We start from the raw sequence: 20,445 nt of genomic DNA on the forward strand, positions 1-20,445 counted from the left end.
TGTGGAGCCACCACTGTCGAATCCGGTCCCGTTATCGGCCGAGGATCTCCTGGACGCTGCTCGCGTGGTCGGGCCCGTCCACCGGGAACCCCGCGGCCTCGTCCACCAGGGTCGCGTCCACCTCGTGCGGGCGGATCGTGCCCGCCTTGATCGCCTCGGCGTGGTGGCAGGCCACCCGGTGCCCGGCGGGTGCGCCCTCGAGCTGCCGCAGCTCCGGGCGTTCGGTGGCGCACCGGTCCGCCTGCCTCCACGGGCACCGCGTGTGGAAGCGGCAACCGCTCGGCGGGGCGGCGGGCGACGGGAGGTCACCGGCCAGCAGGATCCGCTCGCGCCGGTCCTCGGCCTCGGGGTCCGGCGTCGGGACGGCCGAGAGCAGCGCCTTCGTGTACGGGTGCTGCGGGTCCGCGTAGAGGTCCCCGGCGGGCGCCTCCTCCACGATCCCGCCGAGGTACATGACCCCGACCCGGTCGCTGACGTGCCGGACGACGGCCAGGTCGTGCGCGATGACCAGGTACGTCAGGCCCAGCTCGGCCTGCAGCCGCGACAGCAGGTTGAGCACCTGGGCCTGGACCGAGACGTCGAGCGCGGAGACCGGCTCGTCGGCCACGATCAGGTCCGGCTCCACGCACAACGCGCGCGCGATCCCGATCCGCTGCCGCTGCCCGCCGGAGAACTCGTGCGGATAGCGGCGCAGCGACCCCTTCGGTAGCCCGACGGCGTCGACCAGCTCCTGCAGCCGGGCGTGCCCGCCGGTCAGCCCGTGGGCCTTCATGCCCTCCTGCAGCAAGGACTCCACGGACTGCCGCGGGTCGAGCGAGGACAGGGGGTCCTGGAAGACCATCTGGAAGCGGCGCCGCGCCTTGCGCAGCTCCTCGCCCTTCAGCGCGGCGACGTCCCGCCCGTCGAACCGCACGGATCCCCGCGTCGGCTCGGTGAGCTTGAGGATCGCCCGGCCGAGCGTCGACTTGCCGCAGCCCGACTCCCCGACCAGCCCGTACGTCTCGCCCTGCTCGATCGTCAGCGAGACCCCGTCGACGGCGTAGACGTGCCCGACCGTCCGACTGACGAGCGTTCCCTGCGTGATCGGGAAGTGGACGGCGAGATCCTCGACCTCCAGGAGACTCATCGCTCTCCCTCGCTGCGCGAGCTCGGCGCTTCGCTCGGGCGCTGTGTCGACGGTTCGCTCGCAAGCTCGCTCACGACGCCCCCACCGGGTTGTGGCAGCGGAGGAAGCGGCCGTCCTCGACCGGCGCGGGCGTCACGGACGTGCACACCTCCAGTGCGTTCGGACACCGCGGCGCGAAGGCGCACGCGGACGTCCACGGCAGGTTGTCGTTGACCGAGCCCTTGATGGCGGCGAGGTCCTCGCCCGGCGGGCCGTCCAGCCGAGGGATCGAGCCGAGGAGCCCGTGCGTGTACGGGTGGCGCGGGGCGCGGAAGAGCTCGTGCCGCTCCGCGCGCTCCACGATCCGGCCGCCGTAGAGCACGTTGACCCGGTCGCACAGCCCGGCGACGACGCCGAGGTCGTGCGTGATCATCACCAGCGCCGTCCCGGTCTCCGCGACGAGCTGTTTGAGCAGGTCCAGGATCTGCGCCTGGATGGTGACGTCCAGGGCCGTGGTCGGCTCGTCGGCGATCAGCAGCCGGGGCGAGCAGGCCAGCGCGATCGCGATCAGCGCCCGCTGGCGCATCCCGCCCGAGAGCTGGTGGGGGTAGGCGTCGAGCCGCCGCCGCGGGTCGGGGATCCCCACCCGGTCCAGCAGCTCGACGGCCTCGGCGCGCGCCGCCTTCTTGTCCATCCCCCGGTGCCGGGTCAGCACCTCGGTGATCTGCAGGCCCACCGTGATCACCGGGTTCAGCGAGCTCAGCGGGTCCTGGAAGATCATCGACAGGTCCCGGCCCCGGCGTTCCCGGAGCTGGCCGTCGGACAGGGCGGTCAGCTCGTCGCCGTCCATGCGGATCGAGCCCGTCACGCGGTTCCCACGCTCCGGCAGCAGCCGCATGATGGCCAGCGAGGTGACCGACTTGCCGCAGCCGGACTCCCCCACCAGCCCGACGATCTCGCCGGGCTGCACGTCGAAGCTCACCCCGTCCACGGCCACCGAGTCGGGCTCGCCGCGGCGGGTGAAGGCGACCTTGAGGTCCTCGACCTCCAGCAGCGCACTCATGTCACCGCCTCCCCTTCGGATCGAGCGCCTCGCGCAGTGCCTCGCCGAGCAGCGTGAACCCGAGCGCGACCAGGATGATCGCGATCGCCGGGTAGAACGCCAGCGCGGGCCGGACGTCGAGGTAGGACTGGGCGTTGGCGAGCATGAGCCCCCATTCGGCGCGGGCGGGGTCGCCGTCCCCGAGCCCGAGGAAGGACAGCGCGGCGGCGTCGAGGATGGACGTCGCGAGGGTCAGCGTGGCCTGAACGATCACCGGCCCCATCGCGTTCGGCAGCATGTGCCGCACCACGATCGCACCTCGCCGCACCCCCAGCGAGGTCGCGGCGAGGACGTGGTCGGACTCCCGCTGGGCGAGCATCGCCCCGCGCAGCAGCCGGGCGAAGATCGGCACGTTCACCAGCGCCACGGCGATGATCACCGTGGTCTGACTGGGCCGCGCGGCCAGCGCCGCGATGGAGATCGCGAGCAGCAGCGACGGGATGGACAGCAGCACGTCGGTGACGCGCATGAGCACCGTGTCCACCCACCCGCCGAAGGCCCCGGCGATCGCCCCGATCAGCACGCCGAACACCAGCCCGATGAGCGTGGCGAAGACGCCGACGAACAGGGTCTGACGCGAGGCGAGGAGCAGCCGGGAGAAGAAGTCCCGGCCGTTCTGGTCCGAGCCGAGCGGGAAGCCCGGCAGGGCGCCGGGGATGGAGTCGGGCCGCAGGTTGCGCTGCAGCTCCGGGAACACCTCGGCCGGGCCGTGCGGGGCGAGGAGCGGCGCGAAGATCGAGACCAGCACGAACAGCCCGACGATCACCGCCCCGACGATCGCCACCGGGTTGCGGCGCAGCCGGATCAGCGCGTCGGCGGTCAGGGAGCGCCCGCCGAGGTCGTCGATCTTGTCCCGACGGCGGGTCAGCAGGCTCGTCATCGCACCCTCACCCTCGGGTCGATGATCGCGTAGGAGAGGTCGACGAGCAGGTTGACCAGGACGTACACCAGGGCACCGAGCAGCACGACGGCCTGCAGCCGGGGATAGTCGCGGCGCTCGATCGCCTGCGCGAGCAGGGTCCCGAGCCCGCCCCACACGAACACCTTCTCGGTGAGCACGGCGCCCGCCAGGAGCAGACCGGTCTGCAGGCCGATGGTGGTGGAGACGGGGAGCAGCGCGTTGCGCAGCACGTGTCGCTGGCGGACGGTGCCGGGGGCGAGGCCCTTGGAGTTGGCCGTCCGGACGAAGTCGGAGCCCATGACGTCGAGCACCGACGCCCGGGTGATCCGGACGATCACGGCGAGGGGGATCGTGGCGAGGGCGATCGCCGGCAGCACGAGATGGGTCAACGCATCCCAGCTGGCGTCGAACTCCCTGGTCAGCAGCCCGTCGAGGACGGCGAACCCGGTGACGTGGGTGGCCTCGATGTCGACGGCCTGCCTGCCGGACGGCGGGAACCAGCCGAGGTCCACGGCGAACCACTGCTTGAGCAGGTAGCCGAGGAAGAACACCGGCACCGCGACACCGACGAGCGTCCCGATGATCGTGGTGGTGTCCAGCGGGCGGCCGCGGTAGCGGGCGGCGAGGTAGCCCAGCGGGATGCCGAGCACGACGGCGATCAGCAGGGCCGCGACCGACAGCTCGATGGTCGCGGGCAGCGCGCGGGCGATCTCGGTGGTGACGGGCTCACCGGTGATCAGCGAGTTCCCGAAGTCGCCGGTGATCGCCCGGCCCAGGAACTTCACGTACTGCACCGGGATGGGCTGGTCGAGCCCCAGGACGGTGTTGAGCTCGGCGATCTTCTCCGGGGTCGCCTTGTCCCCCAGCAGCGCCGCCGCGGGCCCACCCGGCAGCGAACGCAGCCAGGCGAACAACAGCACGGACAACAGCAGGAGGGTGGGGACGACCTGGATCAACCGCCGCACGATGAAGCGCAGCATGGTGGCCTTTCACCCCGCCCCCCTGAGCGCATTATGGAACCTTAATGCGCTCAGGAGGGCGGTTTTCGCGCATTATGGTTCCATAATGCAGCTTCGGGCGGGTCAGCTCTGGGTCTTGCTGACGGTGTTGAAGCGCTCGTCGGTCAGCGGACTCGGCACCAGACCCTGGATGCTCGGCCCCACGACGATCGCGGGCGGGCTGCTGCTGATCGGCACGGCCGGCAGGTACTTGGCCATGATGTCCCGGTTGGCCTGCTCGTACTGCGCCTGTTTCTGCGCCTGGTCCGGGTTGGCGTCCGCGGCGTTGATCTCCGCATACATGGCCGGGTCCTCCGCGCCGAACTCCGGCTTCTCGCGACCGAAGAAGGTCCCGATGAAGTTGCCGGCGTCGTTGTAGTCGCCCGTCCAGCCGAGCAGGTGCAGGTCCTGCTTGCCCGCGGTCTGCACGTCGTCCTTGAAGCCGCCGTTCCACGGCCGCGGCACCGGGTTGACCGTGATCCCCACCTGACGCAGGTTCTCCGCGATCAGCTGGAAGATGTCGGTCGGGTTCGGCATGTACGGCCGGGAGACCTCGGTGGGGTAGTAGAAGTTCAGCGTCAGGTTCGACGCGCCGGCCTGCGCCAGCAGGTCCTTCGCCTTCTGCGGGTCGTACGGGTACTGCTGCACGTCGGCGGCGTAGCCCGCGACCGTCTGCGGCATGAACTGGGTGGCGACCTCGGCCCCCTCGGGCAGCTTGGTCTGCACCAGCGCCTGGCGGTCGATGGCGTAGGCCAACGCCTGGCGCACCCGGAGATCCCGCAGCGCCGGGTTGTTCTTGGTGTTGATGCCCATGTAGAGCACGTTGAACGGGTCGCGGATCAGCACCTGCTGGCCGGACGACTTCAACGACGCGTAGTCCGCCGGGCTCGGCAGGTCGTAGCCGTCGATCGTGCCCGCGGTCAGCTCCTGCTTACGGGCGTTCTCGTCCGGGATCACCCGGAAGACCAGCTTGTCGAGCTTGGCCTTCTCACCCCAGTACTGGTCGTTGCGAACCAGCGTGATGGTGTTGGCCGTCCGGTCGTAGGACTCGAACTTGAACGCACCGGTGCCCGTCGGGTGATCGGTGGCGTAGGCCGGGTAGGAGAACGAGTCCCCGGACTGCGTGACGTTGTCCGCGTCGTACTGCTTCAGCGCCGTCGGGCTCGAGATCGAGAACGCGGTGAGGCCGAAGGCGGCCGGGAACGCGCCCTTGTTCTTGGTCAGCGTCATGACGGCGCTGGTCGGCGAGGCCGCCTGGCAGCTGTCGTAGATCCCGCCGTTGCCCTTGAAGCCCTCGAAGACGTCCGCGTAATAGATCATGTTCGACTGCGCGGCATCGCCCTGCATGTTGGCCCAGCGATCGAAGTTCGCGCAGACCGCGGCGGCGTCGAGCGGGGTGCCGTCGGTGAACGTGACCCCCTCACGGATCGTGAAGGTCCATTGCTTGCCGTCCGGCGTGGACTCCCAGGCGGTCGCGAGACCGGGGGTCAGCTCGGTGGTCCCCGGCTTGTACGTGATCAGCGTGTCGTACATCTGCCGGATCGGGCGGAAACTCTCGCCGTCGTCGTTGAAGATCGGGTCGAAGTTCTTCGGTGCGCCTGCGGCACCGAAGACCATCGTTCCGCCGGTCGCTCCGGCCTGCGCGTCGCCGCCTCTTTCCGAGGTCGCGCACGCCGCGAGCGAGACGGAGAGCGCGCCGGCGGCGATGACGGCGAGCAGACGTCGTGTGGTGGGCATTCCTGTGACACCTCGAGGTCGTCGGGGTTTCAGATGGTGGGACACGCTACGCATCCCACCTACCCACGGGTAGCCCTAGACGTCACGTTTGGGGCACAGCTAGCTCAAGTGGACCTCAAATGCGTGAACCGCACGTAACATGCTCACGCTGTGTCACGGGGTGGGGAAGTCGAACTCCCCCGCCTTCACCCCCGCCACGAAGTCCGCCCACTCCACTCCAGTAAAAGCGAGCCGAGTCACCGGGTCCTTGCTGTCGCGAATCCGGACGGTTTCGCCCGGGCCGTGAGACACCTCGACACAAGACCCCGCGGAACAGAAGCTGCTGCGCAAGAAATTCTCATGATCCACAGATCGTCACCTCGAGACCATGATGCCCGAGGCGTCAGCGTGGGACTAGCCGTCCAGCAATACCAGAGGGCCTTCAGGCGTGGAGGTCGAACTCGCCGTTCTTGACGCCGCTCACGAAAGCGCGCCACTCCTCAGCGGTGAAACTCAGGGCTCCTGCCGCCAGATCCTTGTTGTCCCGGACGAGGACCTGTCCGGACTCGGAGACCGCGACCTCGACGCACGCTCCTGCCGAGCAGTAGCTGCTACGCACGAACTCGGACTTCAACACGCGGGCGACCTCCATGCGCGGGCGTCCCCATCCGGGACGGCATACACGGATGACGACCGACGCGGGCTCAGGTTGCTGAGCCTTGCACCCGATCCCCCGAAAGTGACCCGAAGATCGGCGAGCGCGCCAGAACAGCCGGTGAATGGACGGGCACGGGGGACCGACCGCATCGGGCCCCTGCTTCACCCGCCGATGACGTCACGGATGTAGTCGACGGATTCGACCGGCCCCAGGGTCCGCTCCCGTGCCTCATCGTAGATCGACTTGAACTTCTCTACCCCGAAGTCGCCTTCGAGGTAGGAGTTGCCGGCGTGGTTCTCCACGAAGATCGCGTCCTGGTCCTGCGACTCTTCGAATTCCAAGACCACGAAGTTGCCGAGCGCCGCCCTGACGAAGCCCGCAGACAACGGCAACACCAGCAGATCGACGTTCGGCAGCCGCATTCGCTGGATGAGCTGGTCGACCTGCTCCGCCCTGACCTGCGCCTCGAGCGCTCGCATCCTGAGCAGGACGCTCTCGTCGACGATCGCGTCCACCCGCAGGGGGAGCTCGGCACGGGTCAGGACGCTCTGCCGGCGCATGCGGAACTCGACGAGCTTCGCAATCTCCTCGGGCGAGTGGGCGGGCAGCATGATGTCGAGGATCGCCCGCGCGTAGGCCTCCGTCTGGAGCAGACCGGGCAGAGCGGAGTGGTCGAAGGTGCGGATCGAGGTCGCCCCCGCCTCCAGCGCCGCGTAGCGGTCTGCGCCGTCGAAGACGAAGGGGTCGGACGCGAGCAGGTGCGTGTACTCCTGCCACCAGCCGGCGCGCGCACCCTCCTTCGCCAAGCGGAGAAGCCGTTCGAGACTCCGCTCCGCCTCCTTGCCGTAAAGACGAGCCAGGTCACGGACGTCGCGTTGCTTGGGTAGGCCCTTGCCGGTCTCGAGGCGGGAGATCTTCGACGCGGAGCACTCGAGCGCGGAGGCCGCTTGCTCCAAGGTCAGGCCCGCCTCGTCGCGGAGCCGCTTGAGTTCCGAGCCGAGCCTCCGCCGAGACACCGCCTGCCCCTGGCTCATCCCACTCATCCCCTTGTGCAATTGCACCACGGCGTTGCATCATCGAATTGCGCAGCGCGACAGAGGTGTCACGGAGCGCGGCAGGAACTGGGCGTCCACGTCTGGACGTCGGGAACCGGCACGGAGGCTGTCACAGATGGACAGCGCCCGAACGTAGCCCTTGAAATTGCACGGTGCAAGTCCCTTCGGCATGGCGTGTCGCGGCGACCTCGCGAACCGCCGGAGAGGGCCCGGCATGGCTACCGGTTGGATCATCACGCTCGGACTCGCGGCACTGGTGCTGCTCGGGGTCGGGGTCGGCGTCCTGCAGGCGCATGCACAGCGGCAGGCGTGGCGGTCGATTCTCGGCGAGTCCCCCGCGCCCCGCCGGGAGCGACCGCCGCGGGCCCGCCGCGAGGAGTGCCGCACCTGTCGCACCCTCACCGTGGTGCTCGACGAGCACGTCCGGCGCACGCACTGACCCCGGTCACGCTCCGAAGTTTGAGCAGGATTTGAGTTGCTGCAATTGCACCACGGGAATCCATACCCCACACTGAGTTCAGCGAGACCCCGAGTGGTTCGCCTCACCTCCACCCGGGGTCCAGGGAGAGGAGGGCGCCCGTGACCAGCAGGAACGGCAGCCGCCCCCGCCCGCGTCCGCACCCCGACCCGAATTCTTCGGGTCCACTGCACTCACGGCGAACCGCCGTCGAGGAACACACAGGAAGGTGTCTCCAGATGAGCTCGATTCGAGCTGTTCGGCCTGCCGGATCCGTGTCCAGCAAGGTCGCCCGTCGTCGATCGGGGAGGTGGTCTCCGTGAGTGTCCTGGTTGTCGCCCTGGTCGTCGGGCTGGGTCTGTTGGCCGTCATCGGGGTCGTCGTGGGCGTCATGGACGCCGCACAGGCCCGCGCGTGGCGGCGGGTCGCCGCAGAGCGGCGTCGCAGCTGGGAGGTCCGCCACGGCGGCGGGTACTACGACTCCTGGGGCGACGACGACAGCGACTGACCGCGCAGTGCCGGGGGGTTTCTGCGCCGTCCCCGGCCCGACCACGTAGGGGAGGGACCATGTACGCCGTGATCGTCGCGATCGGCCTCGTCGGGCTGATCGGGCTGTCGGTCTCGATGGGCTTCAGCATCGCTGCGGAGCGCGTCGAGGCCGACCGGAAGAAGCTCGTCGAGCGCGAGTGGACCGTGTGGCTCCGCGAGCACGAGATCATCGGGGTGGCCGAGATGACCGGGTGCCCGTGCTGTGCGCTGCTGCGCGCCCGCGCGGAACTCCAGTCCGCTCCGCCCGCCTGAGAGCGGTACCTCCGGGGAGACCCGGAGGTACCGGTCAGCTCAGGGCGCGGCGCCCCGCCAACGCGCGTCCCAACGTCATCTCGTCGGCGAACTCCAGGTCGCCGCCCATCGGGAGCCCGGACGCGAGGCGCGTCACCGAGAGGCCGGGGAAGTCCTTGAGCAGCCGGACCAGATAGGTCGCGGTGGCCTCGCCCTCGGTGTTCGGATCGGTGGCGATGATGACCTCGCCGATGTCGCCCTCGTCGCTCGCGGGGCCGGTGCCCCCGAGCCGCGCCAGCAGCTCGCGGATGCGCAACGCGTCCGGACCGATGCCGCCCAGCGGATCGAGCGCGCCGCCGAGCACGTGGTAGCGGCCCTTGAACTCGCGGGTGCGTTCCACGGCGAGGACGTCCCTGGGCTCCTCGACCACGCAGACGATCGTGGGATCGCGGCGCGCGTCCGCGCAGTAGCGACAGCGTTCGCGTTCGGAGACGTTGCCGCAGACCTCGCAGAACTGCACGCCCTCCTTCACCTTCTGCAGGACCTCCTGCAGCCGGGTGACGTCCGCCGCGTCGGCTGCGAGCAGGTGGAAGGCGATGCGCTGGGCACTCTTCGGCCCGACCCCGGGCAGCCGCCCGAGCTCGTCGATGAGGTCCTGAACGGGTCCTTCGAACAACTCAGGCGCCCGGCAGGCCCAGGCTGCCGCCGAGGTCCCCGAACCCGCCCGTGAGCGGCCCCATCTTGTCCGCCTGCAGCTGCTGCGCCGCGCGGGCCGCGTCCTGGATCGCGCCGACGACGAGGTCCTGCAGCGTCTCGACGTCCTCCGGGTCCACGACCTTCGGATCGATCGTGACGGCGCGCACCTCACCCGCCGCGGTCTGTGTGACCGTGACGAGGCCGTTGCCCGCCTGCCCCGTCACCTCGGCCTCGGCGAGCTCCTGCTGGGCCCGCATCAGCTGCTCCTGCATCTGCTGCGCCTGCTGCAGGATCATCGCCATGTCAGGCTGACCACCCGGTTGCACCACAAGACTCCTCGCCGTGTCGCCCACTCGAACCCAGCGTAGCCGTGTCAGGGTGGGCGCCGTGTCCGCCCCGCGCCGCGTCCTCGTCACCCTCGCGGCGGGGCTCGTCCTCGTGGCCTGCTCGGCGGGGGGCGTGGCCGCGCCGGCGTCGTCCGCCCCGGTCCCCGTCGCGACGACGTCCGCACCGCTCGCACCCACGCCGCCCGCACCCGCGCTGACCGGACGGACCGTCGTCCTCGATCCCGGGCACAACGGCCGCAACGGCTCCGGCGCGGCCCGCGCCGAGGTCACCAGGCAGGTGCCCGACGGGCGCGGCGGCACCAAGGCCTGCAACACCACCGGGACCAGCACGAACGCCGGCTACCCCGAACACGCCTTCGCCTGGGACCTCGCCCGACGGGTCCAGACCCGGTTGGAGGCCGCGGGCGCGCGGGTCGTCCTGACCCGCCCCTCCGACGACGGCGTGGGGCCCTGCGTCGACGTCCGCGGCCGGGCCGGGCAGGAGGCGGGCGCCGACCTGATGGTGTCGCTGCACGCCGACGGCTCGGCCGCCCCCAACCACGGCTTCCACGTGGCGTACAGCTCGCCGCCGCTCAACCCGTCCCAGGCCGGCCCGGCCGTGACACTGGCGACCGACCTGCGCGACGGGCTGGTCGCAGGCGGCTTCCCAGTCAGCGACTACATCGGCCGCGACGGTCTCTCGCCCCGCCCCGACCTGGCGGGCCTCAACCTCGCCACCGTCCCGGCGGCGCTGGTGGAGTGCGGGAACATGCGCAACGCCGACGAGGCCGCGGTCCTGTCCAGCCCGGAAGGCCGGGACCGGTACGCCGCCGCGATCGCCCACGGCATCGAGCGCTTCCTCAGCTGAGTCAGCGCTGGTCGAGCGCCTTCGCACCGAGCTGGGAGGACAGCAGCTCGATCGCGACCTCCTCGGGATCGCGGCGCACGGAACGTTCGGCCCGGGAGGCGTCCGCCTCGGCGATCATGGCCTCCTCGTCGTCCGGCGGCGGCTCCTCGTCCGGCGGCTCGGGGGGCAGCGGAACGCCCTCGTCGCCGCGGCCGCGACCACCCGAGGGACGGCGGAACCCACCGGACTCGGGCCGGCCCGGACCACGGTCGTCCGCGGGCGGGCGCGGCTGCTCGGCCCGCTGGGGTCGTTGGTATTCGCCCCGCTGCGGGGCCGGCCGCGGCGCCTCGGGCTCGGGCCGCTCCGCCGGGGCCGGGTCCTCACGACGGGAGGGCCGCTGCGGCGCCGGGCGCTGCGGTGCCTGCCGGGGGGCGGCCTGGCGAGCCGGACCCGCTCCCCCGCCCTCGCCGGCCTCCACGCGGACCCGCCACTGCACCCCCAGCACGGCGTGCAGTGCGGCGCTGATGACGTCCGTGTTCCGGGTGTCCTGCAACCGGCGGGCGAGCGGCGGCGACCCGATGGCGAGCACCAGCGTGTCCCCCTCGACCGCCCGGACCGTGGAGTTGACCATCAACGCCTCGGTGCTGCGGCTGCGTTCGCGGGCCGCGGCGAGGATCTCCGACCAGACCCGGCGCACCGCGCTCGCGTCGAGCCCGGCGGCGACGGGCTCCTGCTCCTCCGCCGCGGGCTGCTCCGGCGCGGCGGCGGGCTCGGGCGCAGCGTCCACCGCGGGGCTCTCGGGCTCGGCCGCGAAGGCCCGCTGCGGCTCCCGCGACGGGCGTTCGGCCGCATGCTCGGGCTCTCGCACGGGATCCGGCCGCTGCCCGCGAGCGGTCTGCCCGGACTCCTCGGCGGCCGGCGGCTGCTCGGCAGACCCCGGCGCGCCCGCGGCACCCGAGGCGTCGGCCTGTGCCGCGCGGCCGGCGGCCGACTCCGACCCGTCGGTGGTGGACCTCGGCTGCGCCGGGTCCACGGTGTCCGACGGGGTCGCGACGTCTGCAGCCTGCGGCTCGGCCGCACGACGTTCGGTGGCGGGCTCCGTGCCAGGGCGCTGAGGCGCGTCCGCGGGCGGAGCGGCGCGATCGGCGACAGGGCTCGACGGCCCTGCGGCAGGCTCGGTCGCCTGTCCCGCAGGCTGTTCCGCGGGCTCGGCCGCCGGTCCGGCAGGCTGTCCCGCCGGCTCAGCGACCCGACCCGACGGCGCAGGCTCCGCCACCCGACCCGACGGCGCTCCGGCGGGTTCGGCGACCCGACCAGAAGGCGCCTCCGGACGCTCCGCCACCCGACTCGCGGGCGCTCCGGCGGGTTCGGCGACCCGGCCCGACGGCGCTTCCGCGGGCTCCGCAGCGCGGTCCGACGGCGCAGGCTCGTCCTGTCGCTGCGACGGCCGCACGAACTGCGGCTTCGCCGGTTCCGCCGCCCCCGACGCCCCCGCCGCGAGCGGCTCCGCGGAGATCGCGTTCCGCCGCTCGACCCGCTCCAGCCGCTCGAGCAGCCCGGCGTCCGAGGTGGTGGCCGCGGGCAGCAGCATGCGGGCGCACAGCAGCTCCAACAGCAGCCGCGGCGCGGTGGCGCCCCGCATCTCGGTGAGGCCCGCGTGCACGATCTCGCCGTAGCGGGCGAGCGTGGCGGGCCCGAGCCGCGCCGCCTGCTCGACCATGCGCTCCAGCTCGTCCGACGCCGCCTCGACCAGCCCCTGGCTGCCCGCCTCCGGCACCGCCTGGACCAGCATCAGGTCCCGCAGCCGCTGCAGCAGGTCCTGCGCGAACCGGCGCGGGTCGTGGCCCGCCTCGACCAACCGGTCGACGGCCTGGTAGACGGCCGCGCCGTCGCCCGCGGCCAGGGCGTCCACCACGTCGTCGATCAGGGCGACGTCGGTGACCCCGAGCAGCGCCATGGCGCGCTCGTAGGTGACCCCCTCCGGCCCGGCGCCCGCGAGGAGCTGGTCCATGACCGACAGGGTGTCGCGCGCCGAACCGCCGCCTGCCCGGATGACCAGCGGATAGACGGCGGACTGGACCTGCACGCCCTCGTCCGCGCAGATCCGCTCGAGCAGCGAGCGCAGCGTGCCGGGCGGGATGAGCCGGAACGGGTAGTGGTGGGTCCGCGAGCGGATCGTGGGCAGGACCTTGTCCGGTTCGGTGGTCGCGAACACGAAGACGAGGTGCTCCGGCGGCTCCTCCACGATCTTGAGCAGGGCGTTGAAGCCCTGCGTCGTGACCATGTGCGCCTCGTCGACGATGAACACCCGGTACCGCGACTCGGCCGGCGCGTAGAAGGCCCGGTCCCGCAGCTCGCGCGCATCGTCCACACCACCGTGGGACGCCGCGTCGAGCTCGACGACATCGATGTTCCCCGGCCCCTCCGGGGCCAGTGCGACGCAGGAGTTGCAGACCCCGCACGGATCGGGCGTGGGCCCCTCGACGCAGTTCAGCGAGCGGGCCAGGATCCGCGCCGACGACGTCTTCCCGCAGCCCCGGGGGCCGGAGAACAGGTACGCGTGGTTGATCCGCCCCGCCGCGAGCGCCGTGCCCAGCGGTTCGGTGACGTGCTCCTGCCCGACCACCTCGGCGAACTTCGCCGGGCGGTACTTGCGATACAGAGCCAGCGCCACGGATCCGAGGCTACCCACCGCCCCCGACAGGACCGGGAGGGGGAGAAGAAAGGGGACCCCGCGCACCCGCCAGAGCCCGCTGACCCTTGCTGCCTTCCGGCCCTGGGGGAGTTCACAGGATGGACGCCGCGCGGGATCCGGGGACGAGTGTAGTCACGTCGGCGACCCGGGTCCCGCCTCGGGGGTCCCGAACCCGGTCCCGTAAGATTCTCGCCGGAGGATTCGCCTAGTGGCCTAGGGCGCACGCTTGGAAAGCGTGTTGGGCGCAAGCCCTCAGGGGTTCGAATCCCCTATCCTCCGCTCTCACCGAGCACAGGGAACGCCGGGCGGCATGCCGCCCGGCGTTCTCGCGTTCCGGGGTCATGATCGTCGAAAGTGTGCGCTCAGCGTGGCACCCACGACCCTGAGCGCACACTTTCGGTGATCATGCCGCAGTGAGCGCACGAAACGCGCGGTCACGACCGCCGCCCCACCACCTCCGCGGTCGCGAAGCCGCGGGCGCCGGGGGCGAGCATCGCGAGGGCGGGGGCGACCACGCACACCACCGCGCAGGCGACCAGCACCGGTGAGACGCCGAAGGTCGCGATGGCCGGGGCGATCAGGGCCAGGCCCAGCGGCGCCAGGCCGTAGGAGAACAGGAAGTCCAGCGACGACACCCGGGCCAGCTTGTCCGGCGCCACCTCGCGCTGGACGGCGGTGAACCAGGGGACGTTGAACAGCTCGATCCCGATGCCGCACACCACGTACGCGCCGACCACGACCCACACGGGCAGCTCGGACAGCAGCGCCAGCGGAGCCACGGCGTAGACCGCCAGCCCGGCGAGCGCCGCCCGGCCGGGGGCGCGGGGACGGATCCGCGCGATGAGCAGCCCGCCCAGCAGCGCTCCGACGGTGTACCCGGTCAGCGCGGCGGCCAGGACGGTCGCGCCGCCGTAGACCTCGGCGCTGACCAGCGGCAACGCCACGCCGGTCGCCGAGTACCCGGTCGCGATCACCGCGGTGAGGGCGCCCAGCCCGGCGAGGAACCAGGGGTGCCTGCGTGCCTCGACGAGTCCCTCCCGGAAGTCCGCGAGGAACCGCGCGGTGGCCCTTCCGGCCGAGTCCCGAGCGGCACCCTCGAGACGTTCCGGGTCCCGACTCCGCACGATGCCGCGGGGCGGGACCGCCGCTGCGACCACCCAGAGCAGCGCGATGCCCAGGGCCAGCCAGCCGATCTCGACGACGGTGGCGAGCAGCGCCGTCAGGGCCGGGGCGATCAGTGTGGTGGCGCGGACGGCCACCGTGATCGCCGCGTTGGCGGACTGCCGCTTCTCCTGCGGCACCACCTCGGCGACGAGCGCCTGGAACGCGGGCCTGCACGCCCCCTGCCCGGCCCCGGCCAGCGCCGCGCCGACCAGGAGCACCGCGAGCTGCCCCAGACCGGCGGCGACCAGCACCGTCCCGAGCGCCGCGGCCGCGCCGGACCATCCGACCGTCGCGCGGCGGGAGTACCGGTCCGCCAGCACGCCGCTGATCGGCACCGCCACCAGGAACCCGGCCGTGCGCACCCCCAGCGCGAGCCCGAGCTCCACCGCGGACAGCGACCCGTCGACCACGCCCAGCCCGAGCACGAACGGCAACGCCCAGGTCGCGAGCCCGGACGCCGTCGTCCCGGTCCACAGTCGAGCGAACCTCACGCGAGCCCCCGCAGGTACGCGCCGAAGCGCTCGGCCCCGTCGATGACGCGCGGGCCGCTGATCGCCTCGTTGTAGTCGAGCACGAAGAAGCGGTCGTTCTGCACGGCGGGCACGCTGCGCAGCGCGGGCAGCGACTTCAGGAAGGCGATCTTGTCCTCGGCGCTCTGCGTGCCGTAGTCCATGATCATGATGACCTCCGGTCGGCGTTCGACGACGGTCTCCCAGCCGACGTCGGTCCAGCGGCCGTCGACGTCGGCGAGGATGTTCCGCCCGCCCGCGACCCGCATGATGTCCGTGGGCGGCACCTGGTTCGCCGCCGTGGCCGGGCGTTCGGTGCCCGAGTCGTAGAGGAAGACCGGGATCTGCCCGTCCGGTGCGGCCGCCTCGACCGCCGCGATCCGCGCTCGCATGTCCGTGATCAGCGCGGCCGCCCGCTCGGGCACCCGGAAGATGGCGCCCAGCCTGCGCAGGTCCTCGTAGAGTCCCTCGATCGGCGGCACGCGCTCGGGGAAGCCGGGATAGTTCCAGCAGCTCTCGGTGTGCATGGCCGACTGGATGCCGAGGCCGTCGAGCAGGGCGGGGGTGATGCCGCGCTCGTCGGAGAACCCGGAGCGCCATCCGGCGACGACGAGATCGGCGCGGGCGTCGACGACCAGCTCGCGGTTGAGCAGGTCGTCGCTGAGCATCTCGACCTGCGCGTACTCCGCCGCGTAGGGGGACTCGGTGACCGGTGGGTTGGCAGGCGGCATGACGTAGCCGAGGACGTGGTCGGTCAGCCCGAGCGCGAACAGCTTGTCGGCGCTGCCGCCCTCGTAGGCGACGGCCCGCTCGGGCATCCGGTACTCGACCTGCTCCCCGCACCGGGCCACCGTGACGGTGTCGCCCGCGGGGGCGGCGACCTGCGCACCACAGCCCGCCAGCAGCGGGATCAACAACACGGGAACGAAGCGGCGCAACGGATCTCCTCAGAAGGTGTACAGCAGCTGGGGGCGGCCGGTGGTCGGGTGCGCGACGATCTCCGCCTCGACCCCGAACACCTCCCGCAGGACGGTCGGGGTGAGGACCTCGCGGGGCGGCCCGACGGCGACGAGGCGGCCGTGCGCCAGCACGCCGATCCGATCGCAGACGGCTGCGGCGAGGTTCAGGTCGTGCAGCACGACCAGGACGGTGAGCGCGGTGTCGCGCAGGGCCGCCAGCAGGCCGATCTGGTGGGCGATGTCGAGATGGTTGGTGGGTTCGTCGAGGACGAGGACCTCGGGCGTCTGGGCCAGCGCGCGGGCGGCCAGCGCGCGTTGGCGCTCGCCGCCGGACAGGGTCAGCACGCCGCGGTCGGCCAGGTGGTCCACGCCCACCCGCTTCATGGCCTCGCGCACGATCGTGGGGTCCCGGTCGCCGTGCGGCGCCCGACCCAACGCGACGAGCTCGGAGACGGTGAAGTCGAGGTCCGAGCCGTTGTCCTGGGTCATGGCCGCGATCCGACGGGCGCTGTGCCGCAACGGGAGCGTGCTCAGGTCGGCGTCGTCGAGCCGGACGGTGCCGCGGACCGGCCGCAGGGCCCGGTAGACGCAGCGCAGGGCCGTCGACTTGCCGCTGCCGTTGGGCCCGACGAGCCCGACGACGGTGCCGGTGGCGACGTCCAGGGACAGCTCGCGGACGATCTCCCGGCCGCCGAGCGCGACCGCGATCCCGTGCAGGGACAGCGTCATCGGGTGCTCCCGAACACGTACGCCCGGCGCCGGAGCAGGACCAGGAAGACCGGCACCCCGACCAGCGCGGTGACCACGCCGAGCGGCAGCTCCCGCGGCGCGACGACGGTGCGCGCCAGCAGGTCCACCCACACCGCCAGCACCGCGCCGACCAGCGGGGCGAGCACCAGCACCCGGCCGTGCACGGCGCCGGTGACCATGCGGACCAGGTGCGGCACGATCAATCCCACGAACCCGATCGCCCCGCTGACCGCCACCATCGCGCCGGTCATCAGGGAGGTGAGCAGGAACAGGCGGGTGCGCAGGGCGCGGACGTCGAGCCCGGAGCTGACGGCGGTCTCGTCGCCCAGGGCGAGCAGGTCGAGATCGCCCGCCCACCGCCGCAGCACGACCAGGCCCGCGACCACCAGCACGGCGACGACCGGCAGGGCGCCCCAGGTGGCGGCGCCGAACCCGCCGAGGGTCCAGTAGAGGACGGTCGCGGTCGACTCGCCCTGCGGGACGAGATAGACGAGCAGGGCCATGGCGGCCTGGAACGCGTAGGCGAGGGCGATCCCGGTGAGGACCAGGCGCAGCGGGCTCGCGGTGCGGGCCACGAGATGGACCAGCGCCGCGGCGGTCAGCGCGCCGAGGAAGGCCCCCAGCGACACCGCGTAGACCCCGACGACCACACCCGTGACCAGCACCGTCACCGCGCCGACCGACGCACCCGAGGAGATCCCGAGGACGAACGGGTCGGCGAGGGCGTTGCGCACCAGGGCCTGCACCCCCACCCCGACGGCGGCGAGCCCGGCCCCGACGACGGCCGCGAGCAGCACGCGCGGGGTGCGCAGCTGCCAGATGATCTCGTAGACGGGCACCTCGTCGAGGGCGATCGTGCCGCCGGTCAGCGCGGCGCCGAGGTAGCGCAGCGTGTCCTGCGGCGGGACGGCGGCGGGGCCGAGCCCGATCGCCACGACGATCGAGAGCAGCAACGCGAGGCTCAGCCCGAAGGCGCACTTAGTGAACATGATTGTCATGAACGTCTACCGGACGAACCTCGCAAAAGCCAGCGTGACCGTCGGCACCCTGTCGTCCGCTTAATGAAAATGATACCCATTTAAGCCATGCCCTCCCCCCTGACCGTCCCCTCCGTCGCCGACCTGTTCGCGCAGTCGACCGACCGGGTCGCCACCAGCGTGTTCTGGATCGGCCACGGCACCCGGCTCGCGGGCGGCGCGGTGACCTACCGCAACCACTACGTGCTGGTCCGCTGCGGCCGGGCGTTCGGCGCCGCCTCGGTGCGCGCGGGTGAGCTCGATCCCGCGGCCTGCCAGGACCTCTCCGGCAGCCCGATCACCACGTTGCTCGAGACCGCGCCCCATCCCGTGCGGATCGCCGCCCTGGACGCGCTGCTCGCCGCCGAGCTGCCCTTCCGCGACGACCCGGTGCCCGAACGCGTCACGCTGCCGGACGGGACGCCCGAGGAACGGGCCGTGGCGCGGGACGCCGCCGTCGCGGGCCTGCTCGACGTGCCCGAAGGCGCCAGGGTCGCGCTGATCGGCGTGGTGAACCCGCTGGTCGCGGCGATCCGCGACCGCGGCGCCGAGTGCCTGCCGTGCGATCTCGACCTGCGGACCACGCAGTGGGGAGACGTCGTCTCGGACTCGGCCGAGGAGGTCATCGACCGGGCCGACGCCGTCGTCGCCACCGGGATGACGCTGGCCAACGGCACCTTCGACGGGATCGTCGCGCAGTGTCGGGCGCGCGGGATACCGCTGACGATCTACGCGCAGACCGGCGCGGCCGTCGCGCGGGCGTTCGTCGGCCGGGGCGTCACCGCGCTCTCGGCGGAGCCGTTCCCGTTCTCCCAGTTCAGCGCCGACCCGACCGTGCTCTACCGCTACCGGGCCCAGCCGTGAGCGGGTCCTGTCCGTGTCACCACGGCGAGCTCCTGCAGGGCGCCTTCCGCGGCGCCGACGGCGTGCTCCGCCCCGGCCTGGTCACGCTCCCGTACCCGGGCCGCCGGGTGCACGCCCGCTTCGAGCCGGGGCCGGGCCCGAGCATCACGGTCGGCCCCGGGCACCGTCCCAAGGCGGCACGCGCCGCGGAGCTGACCCGCGCCCGCCTCACCGACGGCGTCGGGGGGCGGGTCGTGCTGTCCGGCGGCGTGGCCCCCGGGCTGGGGATGGGTTCCTCGACCGCGGACGTCGTGGCGACCATCCGGGCGGTGGCCTGCGGCCACGCGGTCGAGCTCGCCGCCGCCGAGATCGCCCGGATCGCCGTGGCGGCGGAGGCCGCGAGCGACCCGCTGATGTTCGACGACGTCCGGGTCCGGCTCTTCGCCCCCCGCGAGGGCCACGTGCTGGAGACCCTGGCCGACGCGCTGCCGCCGCTGCGGGTCGTCGGGTCGATGCTGGGCGGGCCGGTGGACACCCCCGCGACCGCGCCGCCGCTGCGGCACGAGCGCGCCTACGCGATCCTGCTGGCCCGGCTGCGAGCCGCGCTGGACCGCGGCGACGCGGCGGGCGTCGCGCGGGTGGCCACGGCGAGCGCCCGGCTGAACCGCTCCGACCTCGGTCCGCTGCTGCGGGCCGCGGAGCGGGCGGGGGCGCTGGGCGTACAGGTCGCGCACAGTGGGAACGTCGCCGGGCTGCTCCTCGACCCGGCCGACGACCCCGGACCCGCCGCGGCCGCGCTGCGGGCCGAGGGCCTGCCCGTCACCGAGGCGTTCCTGGTCGGCGACCTGGTGCCCGCATGATCGACGACCACGCGGCCGACGCGCTCGGCCGACCCGACCTGATCCGCCTCGCCCCCGACCTGCTCTGCCTGCGCTTCGAGACGATGAAGGTGCTCAGTGCGGACGCCGCCGTGCGGCACCTGCTGGACACCGGCGCGGTCGCCCCCGGGGACGCGGTGGTGGACAGCTCGTCGGGCATCTACGCGGTGGCCCTCGCGCTGGCCTGCCACCGCCACGGGCTGCGCTGTCACATCGTCGGGTCGACCACGGTGGACCGGCCGACGGAGCTCCAGCTCGGCCTGCTGGGCGCCACCCTGGAGCGGATGCCGCGCTCGACGGACCTCAAGCTCGACCAGTCCCGGCGGGTGGCCCGGATCCGCGAGCTCCTGGCCGCCGACCCGCGGCTGCACTGGATGCGCCAGTACCACGACGAGATCCACTACCTGGGCTACCGCGCGGTCGCCGAGCGCGTCCGCGCGGCGCTGGGCCCGACCCCGCTGACGCTGGTCGGCGGGGTCGGGTCGGGCGCCTCGACCGGCGGGTTGGCCTGCTATCTGCGCGAGACCGGGCCGGTCCGGCTCGTGGGCGTGCAGCCCTTCGGGAGCGTGACGTTCGGCAGCGAGAGCGTGGCCGACCCGGACATCCTGATCGCGGGCATCGGCAGCTCGATCCCGTTCGGGAACGTCCGGCACCGCGCGTACGACGTGATCCACTGGACGGGCTTCGGCGCCGCGCTGTCCGGCGTGGTGGCCCTGCTGCGGGAGCACGCGGTGTTCGCGGGGCTGTCGTCCGGGGCGGCCTACCTGGCGGCCCGGTGGGAACGCTCGGCCGAGCGCACCACCGTGTTCGTCTCCCCCGACACCGGCCACCGGTACGTCGAGGCGGTGTTCGCGCGGCACGCCGAGGCGGTCCCGCTGGACCACCTCGCCCCGCACGAGGACCGCCTCGCCCTCCCCTGGTCCCGTCGGGAGTGGGCGGGCGCACCCGCGCCTGACGGCGCCCGTGCGTGGTAAGTGGTGCCAGAGCACC

Annotated in this window: 22 protein-coding genes, 1 tRNA gene and 1 other RNA gene; 8 read left to right on the top strand and 16 right to left on the bottom strand. The window is 72.6% G+C overall.

Annotation, left to right across the window (positions count from 1 at the left end):
- Positions 1-31 precede the first annotated feature (31 nt).
- From BLS43_RS18810 to BLS43_RS18845, 8 genes are all read right to left on the bottom strand, one after another.
- Positions 32-1,126: an ABC transporter ATP-binding protein gene (locus BLS43_RS18810; protein WP_093086645.1), complete on the bottom strand. Its 1,095-nt coding sequence runs from the start codon at positions 1,124-1,126 to the stop codon at positions 32-34.
- Positions 1,127-1,196: 70 nt separating this feature from the next.
- Positions 1,197-2,168, bottom strand: a complete 972-nt coding sequence (locus BLS43_RS18815) for an ABC transporter ATP-binding protein (RefSeq protein ID WP_093086648.1) — start codon at positions 2,166-2,168, stop codon at positions 1,197-1,199.
- Between the two features lies 1 nt (position 2,169).
- The gene (locus BLS43_RS18820; RefSeq protein ID WP_093086650.1) at positions 2,170-3,087 is read right to left on the bottom strand and encodes an ABC transporter permease; all 918 of its coding nucleotides are present in this window, start codon (positions 3,085-3,087) and stop codon (positions 2,170-2,172) included.
- Entirely contained in the window at positions 3,084-4,088 is a 1,005-nt protein-coding gene (locus BLS43_RS18825; RefSeq protein ID WP_093086653.1) for an ABC transporter permease, read from the bottom strand. The genes BLS43_RS18820 and BLS43_RS18825 overlap by 4 nt, the downstream gene beginning before the upstream one ends.
- Positions 4,089-4,190: 102 nt before the next feature.
- Complete coding sequence (locus BLS43_RS18830; RefSeq protein ID WP_093086656.1) at positions 4,191-5,843, bottom strand: ABC transporter substrate-binding protein; 1,653 nt, start codon at positions 5,841-5,843, stop codon at positions 4,191-4,193.
- A 153-nt stretch (positions 5,844-5,996) separates the two neighbouring features.
- A complete protein-coding gene (locus BLS43_RS18835) occupies positions 5,997-6,191 on the bottom strand; it encodes a DUF397 domain-containing protein (RefSeq protein ID WP_093086659.1) in 195 nt (64 codons plus the stop codon).
- A gap of 73 nt (positions 6,192-6,264) precedes the next feature.
- Positions 6,265-6,474, bottom strand: coding sequence for a DUF397 domain-containing protein (locus tag BLS43_RS18840; RefSeq protein WP_093086662.1), 210 nt, complete (start codon positions 6,472-6,474; stop codon positions 6,265-6,267).
- Positions 6,475-6,641: 167 nt separating this feature from the next.
- Positions 6,642-7,514, bottom strand: coding sequence for a helix-turn-helix domain-containing protein (locus BLS43_RS18845; protein WP_176921415.1), 873 nt, complete (start codon positions 7,512-7,514; stop codon positions 6,642-6,644).
- Between the two features lie 235 nt (positions 7,515-7,749).
- Between BLS43_RS18845 and BLS43_RS18850 the strand changes: the two genes are divergently transcribed.
- The 3 genes from BLS43_RS18850 to BLS43_RS18860 all read left to right on the top strand — a co-directional run bounded on the left by BLS43_RS18850 (position 7,750) and on the right by BLS43_RS18860 (position 8,793).
- Positions 7,750-7,974 (top strand): hypothetical protein, encoded by a 225-nt coding sequence (locus BLS43_RS18850; RefSeq protein WP_093086668.1) that lies wholly within the window; start codon positions 7,750-7,752, stop codon positions 7,972-7,974.
- A gap of 337 nt (positions 7,975-8,311) precedes the next feature.
- Positions 8,312-8,500, top strand: a complete 189-nt coding sequence (locus BLS43_RS18855) for a hypothetical protein (protein ID WP_143030122.1) — start codon at positions 8,312-8,314, stop codon at positions 8,498-8,500.
- Between the two features lie 59 nt (positions 8,501-8,559).
- On the top strand, positions 8,560-8,793 hold the full coding sequence (locus tag BLS43_RS18860; protein ID WP_093086674.1) for a hypothetical protein: 234 nt from the start codon (positions 8,560-8,562) through the stop codon (positions 8,791-8,793).
- Between the two features lie 34 nt (positions 8,794-8,827).
- Here the strand turns inward: BLS43_RS18860 and recR are convergent, their stop codons facing one another.
- Positions 8,828-9,448 carry a recombination mediator RecR gene (gene recR, locus BLS43_RS18865; protein ID WP_093086677.1) on the bottom strand — a complete coding sequence of 207 codons (621 nt, stop codon included), beginning with the start codon at positions 9,446-9,448 and terminating at the stop codon, positions 8,828-8,830.
- 1 nt (position 9,449) lies between these two features.
- The gene (locus tag BLS43_RS18870) at positions 9,450-9,770 is read right to left on the bottom strand and encodes a YbaB/EbfC family nucleoid-associated protein (RefSeq protein WP_218129892.1); all 321 of its coding nucleotides are present in this window, start codon (positions 9,768-9,770) and stop codon (positions 9,450-9,452) included.
- 85 nt (positions 9,771-9,855) lie between these two features.
- On the opposite strand from BLS43_RS18870, the gene BLS43_RS18875 reads away from it, so the two are divergent.
- Complete coding sequence (locus BLS43_RS18875) at positions 9,856-10,662, top strand: N-acetylmuramoyl-L-alanine amidase (RefSeq protein WP_093086884.1); 807 nt, start codon at positions 9,856-9,858, stop codon at positions 10,660-10,662.
- 1 nt (position 10,663) lies between these two features.
- Here the strand turns inward: BLS43_RS18875 and BLS43_RS31240 are convergent, their stop codons facing one another.
- Both BLS43_RS31240 and ffs read right to left on the bottom strand, forming a co-directional pair.
- Positions 10,664-13,315, bottom strand: a complete 2,652-nt coding sequence (locus tag BLS43_RS31240) for a DNA polymerase III subunit gamma and tau (RefSeq protein WP_093086680.1) — start codon at positions 13,313-13,315, stop codon at positions 10,664-10,666.
- A 47-nt stretch (positions 13,316-13,362) separates the two neighbouring features.
- Positions 13,363-13,457, bottom strand: an RNA gene (gene ffs / locus BLS43_RS18885) — signal recognition particle sRNA small type.
- 73 nt (positions 13,458-13,530) lie between these two features.
- On the opposite strand from ffs, the gene BLS43_RS18890 reads away from it, so the two are divergent.
- Positions 13,531-13,615 (top strand) — tRNA-Ser (locus tag BLS43_RS18890).
- A 155-nt stretch (positions 13,616-13,770) separates the two neighbouring features.
- Here BLS43_RS18890 and BLS43_RS18895 read toward each other — a convergent pair.
- Genes BLS43_RS18895 through BLS43_RS18910 form a run of 4 tightly spaced genes read right to left on the bottom strand, consistent with a single transcriptional unit; the run spans position 13,771 to position 17,716 of the window.
- Positions 13,771-14,991 carry an MFS transporter gene (locus tag BLS43_RS18895; protein ID WP_093086682.1) on the bottom strand — a complete coding sequence of 407 codons (1,221 nt, stop codon included), beginning with the start codon at positions 14,989-14,991 and terminating at the stop codon, positions 13,771-13,773.
- Positions 14,988-15,947: an ABC transporter substrate-binding protein gene (locus tag BLS43_RS18900; protein ID WP_176921416.1), complete on the bottom strand. Its 960-nt coding sequence runs from the start codon at positions 15,945-15,947 to the stop codon at positions 14,988-14,990. Before BLS43_RS18900 ends, BLS43_RS18895 begins: the two co-directional genes overlap by 4 nt.
- 9 nt (positions 15,948-15,956) lie before the next feature.
- The gene (locus BLS43_RS18905; protein ID WP_093086685.1) at positions 15,957-16,697 is read right to left on the bottom strand and encodes an ABC transporter ATP-binding protein; all 741 of its coding nucleotides are present in this window, start codon (positions 16,695-16,697) and stop codon (positions 15,957-15,959) included.
- Positions 16,694-17,716: a FecCD family ABC transporter permease gene (locus tag BLS43_RS18910; protein WP_093086688.1), complete on the bottom strand. Its 1,023-nt coding sequence runs from the start codon at positions 17,714-17,716 to the stop codon at positions 16,694-16,696. The genes BLS43_RS18905 and BLS43_RS18910 overlap by 4 nt, the downstream gene beginning before the upstream one ends.
- An 87-nt stretch (positions 17,717-17,803) precedes the next feature.
- On the opposite strand from BLS43_RS18910, the gene BLS43_RS18915 reads away from it, so the two are divergent.
- From BLS43_RS18915 to BLS43_RS18925, 3 genes are read left to right on the top strand one after another with little or no spacing between them, the layout of a single operon-like run.
- Complete coding sequence (locus tag BLS43_RS18915; RefSeq protein ID WP_093086691.1) at positions 17,804-18,598, top strand: Rossmann-like domain-containing protein; 795 nt, start codon at positions 17,804-17,806, stop codon at positions 18,596-18,598.
- Positions 18,595-19,437 carry a GHMP family kinase ATP-binding protein gene (locus BLS43_RS18920; RefSeq protein WP_093086693.1) on the top strand — a complete coding sequence of 281 codons (843 nt, stop codon included), beginning with the start codon at positions 18,595-18,597 and terminating at the stop codon, positions 19,435-19,437. The genes BLS43_RS18915 and BLS43_RS18920 overlap by 4 nt, the downstream gene beginning before the upstream one ends.
- Positions 19,434-20,429, top strand: a complete 996-nt coding sequence (locus BLS43_RS18925; RefSeq protein ID WP_218129893.1) for a pyridoxal-phosphate dependent enzyme — start codon at positions 19,434-19,436, stop codon at positions 20,427-20,429. The genes BLS43_RS18920 and BLS43_RS18925 overlap by 4 nt, the downstream gene beginning before the upstream one ends.
- Positions 20,430-20,445: the final 16 nt, after the last annotated feature.

It is taken from the genome of Pseudonocardia oroxyli (assembly GCF_900102195.1).
In the GTDB taxonomy this organism is placed as follows: Bacteria; Actinomycetota; Actinomycetes; order Mycobacteriales; family Pseudonocardiaceae; genus Pseudonocardia; species Pseudonocardia oroxyli.

Bases quoted from the DNA above. Each gene is read 5' to 3' on its own strand.
- BLS43_RS18815 (WP_093086648.1), bottom strand. From the start codon at position 2,168: ATGAGTGCGCTGCTGGAGGTCGAGGACCTCAAGGTCGCCTTCACCCGC.
- BLS43_RS18870 (WP_218129892.1), bottom strand. From the start codon at position 9,770: ATGGCGATGATCCTGCAGCAGGCGCAGCAGATGCAGGAGCAGCTGATG.
- BLS43_RS18925 (WP_218129893.1), top strand. From the start codon at position 19,434: ATGATCGACGACCACGCGGCCGACGCGCTCGGCCGACCCGACCTGATC.
- BLS43_RS18840 (WP_093086662.1), bottom strand. From the start codon at position 6,474: ATGGAGGTCGCCCGCGTGTTGAAGTCCGAGTTCGTGCGTAGCAGCTAC.
- BLS43_RS18915 (WP_093086691.1), top strand. From the start codon at position 17,804: ATGCCCTCCCCCCTGACCGTCCCCTCCGTCGCCGACCTGTTCGCGCAG.
- BLS43_RS18810 (WP_093086645.1), bottom strand. From the start codon at position 1,126: ATGAGTCTCCTGGAGGTCGAGGATCTCGCCGTCCACTTCCCGATCACG.
- BLS43_RS18820 (WP_093086650.1), bottom strand. From the start codon at position 3,087: ATGACGAGCCTGCTGACCCGCCGTCGGGACAAGATCGACGACCTCGGC.
- BLS43_RS18825 (WP_093086653.1), bottom strand. From the start codon at position 4,088: ATGCTGCGCTTCATCGTGCGGCGGTTGATCCAGGTCGTCCCCACCCTC.
- BLS43_RS18860 (WP_093086674.1), top strand. From the start codon at position 8,560: ATGTACGCCGTGATCGTCGCGATCGGCCTCGTCGGGCTGATCGGGCTG.
- BLS43_RS18850 (WP_093086668.1), top strand. From the start codon at position 7,750: ATGGCTACCGGTTGGATCATCACGCTCGGACTCGCGGCACTGGTGCTG.
- BLS43_RS18910 (WP_093086688.1), bottom strand. From the start codon at position 17,716: ATGACAATCATGTTCACTAAGTGCGCCTTCGGGCTGAGCCTCGCGTTG.
- BLS43_RS18905 (WP_093086685.1), bottom strand. From the start codon at position 16,697: ATGACGCTGTCCCTGCACGGGATCGCGGTCGCGCTCGGCGGCCGGGAG.
- BLS43_RS18830 (WP_093086656.1), bottom strand. From the start codon at position 5,843: ATGCCCACCACACGACGTCTGCTCGCCGTCATCGCCGCCGGCGCGCTC.
- BLS43_RS18845 (WP_176921415.1), bottom strand. From the start codon at position 7,514: ATGAGCCAGGGGCAGGCGGTGTCTCGGCGGAGGCTCGGCTCGGAACTC.